Origin of the sequence: Phormidium sp. CCY1219, assembly GCF_035615515.1 — a bacterium.
In the GTDB taxonomy this organism is placed as follows: Bacteria; Cyanobacteriota; Cyanobacteriia; order Cyanobacteriales; family Laspinemataceae; genus CCY1219.
Window position 1 is genome coordinate 1 of the sequence record NZ_JAJENT010000340.1, and the last position, 4176, is coordinate 4176.

The following is a 4176-nucleotide window of genomic DNA, read 5'->3' on the forward strand; positions in this document are numbered from 1 at the left end:
CTGGTCATCAATCCGTGAAGCGGGGAGGAAAGGTGGTTAAGCCTGAGTCTAAGCAGGTACTCCATCGAGCAAGTGTCTATGGATAGGAATACGAAGCCACGTATGAAGCGTCGATATTTTAAACCAGCGAAAATTAGACTGACACGCTGGAGCCAAAAGGCTAGATTATCGGGAGCCGGATGCAGGGAAACTTGCACGTCCAGTTCTAAATGGGAGGTGCGGGGTTTTATCGCCCCCATCGACCCAACCCGATCGCCAATGGCGCGATCGCTCCTCGTCTTCCAAAAACAAGGTATCGAAGCCATTCCCGCGCCTACGGACTTTCTCAGTCCCCCCGGTCGCAGTCCGGCGGATTACATCACCGGGCAAATTTTAGAAGTTGCTGGGGGGTGGAGATTATAGTTTGACCTTGATTGAGTTAAAATACTATGGGCTAATAAAATAGCTGTAACTTTTGGGTAACTCCAAGAATTAATTAATGAAAAGAGGTTGAAAATGCTGACTCTGAAAGAAATTTATGAGGTGTATGAGCAACATAAAAATGACTACGATATCCCAGTAGAAAATATCAAACTTGGGAACAAAGAATTTAACTTTAACGAGCAAACAGCTCTGTTGGGTGTGATTAACCTTTCTGTTGATTCTTGGTGGAACCACTCTGTGTGTTACACCCGCGAACAGGCAATTCGTCGGGGTAGAGTTCTAACAGCTCAAGGTGCTGATATCATTGATATTGGTGTAGAAGCCACTTCAAAAAACACCCCTAGGGTGGATGAATTAAAACAAACCAGTCAGCTTTTGCCCGTTCTAGAAACCTTGAGTCAGGAAGGAATATTGACTTCGGTTGAAACCTACTATCCTGAAGTTGCCAGAGAATGTCTAAAGTGTGGTGCAAATGTCATCAACTTTACGGGGACAGAAAATAGCGAAGAAATTTATAAAGCTGTGGCTGATTTCGATGGCGCAATTATTATTTGCTATGTGGAAGGAAAACACGCTAGAGATGTAGAAGAATTCGATTGGGCTAAAGCTAAAGATCCGATTGTTTTGGTCTACGATTATTTGGCTAAAGAGACGGAGAAAGCCACTAAACTGGGAGTGAACAAGATATTTATCGATCCAGCGATCGGTCTGGGATACAGTAATTTCTATTACGATTATGAAAATGCAGGCAAACGGCTCAATTATCAAATCAAATCTCTGCTGAATGCTTTTAGATTAAGGAAATTAGGATTTCCGGTGTTCAATCAGATCCCTAGTGCCTTAGAAATTGGGGGAGAAGAAATTAGAAGTACGCAAGTCTTTCTGTCCGTTTTTGCCGCATTAGGAAAAAGCGATTTGCTGAGAACCCATGAGATTTCTAAAGTAAAAGCGGTTTTGGAAACCCTAAGTTTAGCCTAAAGATGGTAGAGTGAAAAATGAAGGATTTACTATTATCCCAGAATTAAAATCAATGCAGATCGCTGAAAAAAACACACAAATCATCCCTTTTGGTGAAATCAAGGAGTGCCAGAAAACAGGAGGAAAATCCCTCTATTCTACGGTTGAATTTATGCCTGGAGACATCATCAGTCAGTTTGGGGCAAAAGAGACCCTCGATCGCCCCAACTACTTAACCGTGCAAGTTAGCGATCGCCAGCATATCATGCTCGACCCAGAATATTTGCAATACATCAACCATAGCTGCGCCCCCAACGTAGCCTTCAACCCGACGGATGGGGTAGTCACTGCTCTACGAAAAATTGAAATTGGCGAAGAACTGACCTTCTTCTATCCATCCACAGAATGGTCAATGGATCGAGGATTTGAGTGTGTGTGCCAAAGTCCAAACTGTCTTGGATACATTCAAGGTGCAGCTCACCTACCTCGCAATATTTTGGCTCAATATCAACTGTCAGACTACATCCAGAAAAAGCTAAAAGTTTAGCTTCCATACTAGATTGATTCTCCACCCTGGAGAATCAAATGCTAGTTATACTCGCCAGTCACCTGCTACCCATTTCCATCCAATGGCTACCAAGAACTTAAATCTCAGTCAACTAACAGGAGAGAAAACTTATACTGAAATCGTTTTTAGCCAAGTCTGGGGTAAAGTAGAAGCCTATAAAGCCAGCCATCAGCAACAGAAAATTTTTATGATGGCTTTTGGGGATACCACCCAGCCTTTACCCCCAACAGTGGTTGAAGCGATGGTTGATGCTGCCAATTGTTTGGCAGACCCAAAAACCTATACCGGGTATGAGGATATTACTGGAAACTCGGCCCTGAGACAGGCTATTTGTGATAACTATTACCACAAAAAAATGGGGGTTGAACTTGAATCCTCTGAAGTATTTATTAGTGATGGCGCTCAATCTGCTTCCGTCAACATTCAAGACCTCTTTGCTCTGGATAATACAGTAGCCGTGCAAGACCCTGCTTATCCGGCTTTTGTAGAAGGAACTGTACTGGCTGGTCGCCCCTTGGTCAACTTGCCCTGTGAAGAGGAAAATAATTTTATCCCCAAGCTGCCGTCAGAAAAAGTAGATTTAATTTATCTGTGCTTTCCCAATAATCCTACGGGAGCAGTGGCAACTTACGAGCAGCTTCAAGGGTTTGTGGACTATGCCAGGAGTCAGAACGCTGTGATTATTTTCGATGCTGTTTACAGCGCCTTCATCAGTGTTCCCAATGTACCCCGGAGTATTTATGAAATTGAAGGGGCGAAAGAATGTGCCATTGAGATTGGCAGTTTTTCCAAAATGGCCAATTTTACGGGTTTGAGGGTCGGTTGGTGTGTGATTCCTGAGCAACTGACGATTAAGAATACAATGCCTGGAGAGTTAAACAACTTGTGGCGTATCCGCCATGCGGTCAAGTTTTGGGGAACGGCAAATGTTGCTCAATATGGGGCGATCGCCGCTTTATCCCCAGTTGGACAACAGGAATGCCAGAAAATCGTCAATTATTATCTCAAAAATGCTGACTTGCTCCGAGAAGGTTTGGAAAAAGCTGGGTTACACTGTTTTGGGGCTACCGATAGCCCTTTTGTGTGGGTCAAAGCGCCCCAAGGATTATCTTCCTGGCAGTTTTTTGAGAAACTGTTAGCATCAACGGGGATTGTTGGTGTACCCGGTTGCGTATTCGGTTCAAGTGGCGAAGGCTTCTTGCGTTTGAGTACCCTGGGTCAACAGGAGGAAATTAAGGCTGCGGTAGAACATTTGGGGGCGCTTAAACACCCAATGGCTTAGAACTTAAAAAAGACAACGATAAGGAGTTTAATGATGAGTACAATAATGCTCGAACACTATCCAACCATTGAAGGATTAGATCGATCCGAAAAACATCTAGTAGAAGAAGTCAAAAAAGGTCTGAGTCAATTTGGTTTTTTCTATATTAAGGATACGATTGAAGCCAGGAAAAAGATCGATAAGCAACTTGAAAATCTTCAGAGTTCAGTTGATGTCTATTATGGAGAAGACGCTTACACAGGCCAAGGATCGGTTTTTCATGGCACATATAGCCGATTTGAAGATGGAGAAAACTTAGCGGTCAAACCCTATTTTGGGTTTATTTCCAAACTCCTGGAGATCATCTCTCTGGCGTTGGGATATCCGAAGGAGTTTTTACAAGAATTTTCTCGGCAGCAAAACTGCGGATTTTATATCTATGACCGAGAAGCAGAGTATATAGAATACATTAAAGGAGCTGATGCGCAAGAAGTTTCTATTGGCCCTCACAAGGATAGATCCTTAATTACGATTATCATTTCGATTGCTGGATTTGAAGGGTATAAGCAAGAGTTGGGTTGGTTTTCTATTCCCGATCGCGAAGGTTACATCATGATTCAGGCGGGTACGCTATTACAAGACCTCACTCAAGGCGCAGTCAAAGCCAACGTTCATCGGGTTCGAGGGTTTGATTCCTCAAAAGCCTTATTTTGGAGCAATTTAGCCCCAGTCAAGTAACTCAATCTTCAGGTTTTGAAATGTTGAATTAAGCATAACCATGAAAAATGTAGTTGTTATCATAGGAGGTGAGCCAGCCGGAATGTCTTGTGCGCTTTGGTTAAAACATCTCGGACTTTACCCCATTATCATTGAAAAGAGCAAACAACTGGATGGAGCCAGTTTCAATGGCTTAGCCCCCCTGTTGACCATGCTCAATTCTTGTGCTGCAGGGGTGGGGGTGGTGAAT

At 43.3% G+C, this 4176-nt stretch carries 5 protein-coding genes; all 5 read left to right on the forward strand.

Annotated features, from left to right (window positions below; translation table 11 throughout):
- Nucleotides 1-216 precede the first annotated feature (216 nt).
- The 5 genes from LKK83_RS06045 (at nt 217) to LKK83_RS06065 (ending at nt 3947) form a co-directional block, all read left to right on the forward strand.
- A complete protein-coding gene (locus LKK83_RS06045; protein ID WP_324630044.1) occupies nt 217-402 on the forward strand; it encodes a hypothetical protein in 186 nt (61 codons plus the stop codon).
- 93 nt (nt 403-495) lie between these two features.
- Nucleotides 496-1401: a dihydropteroate synthase gene (locus LKK83_RS06050; protein WP_324630045.1), complete on the forward strand. Its 906-nt coding sequence runs from the start codon at nt 496-498 to the stop codon at nt 1399-1401.
- Nucleotides 1402-1411: 10 nt separating this feature from the next.
- The gene (locus LKK83_RS06055; RefSeq protein WP_324630046.1) at nt 1412-1927 is read left to right on the forward strand and encodes an SET domain-containing protein; all 516 of its coding nucleotides are present in this window, start codon (nt 1412-1414) and stop codon (nt 1925-1927) included.
- 13 nt (nt 1928-1940) lie between these two features.
- Nucleotides 1941-3230, forward strand: coding sequence for an LL-diaminopimelate aminotransferase (locus LKK83_RS06060; protein ID WP_324630047.1), 1290 nt, complete (start codon nt 1941-1943; stop codon nt 3228-3230).
- Nucleotides 3231-3275: 45 nt separating this feature from the next.
- Nucleotides 3276-3947, forward strand: coding sequence for a 2OG-Fe(II) oxygenase family protein (locus LKK83_RS06065; RefSeq protein ID WP_324630049.1), 672 nt, complete (start codon nt 3276-3278; stop codon nt 3945-3947).
- The last annotated feature ends 229 nt before the right edge of the window (nt 3948-4176 follow it).

What these genes read in the sequence shown, in the direction of transcription:
- LKK83_RS06050 (WP_324630045.1), top strand. Translation starts at nt 496, where the DNA reads ATGCTGACTCTGAAAGAAATTTATGAGGTGTATGAGCAACATAAAAAT.
- LKK83_RS06065 (WP_324630049.1), top strand. Translation starts at nt 3,276, where the DNA reads ATGCTCGAACACTATCCAACCATTGAAGGATTAGATCGATCCGAAAAA.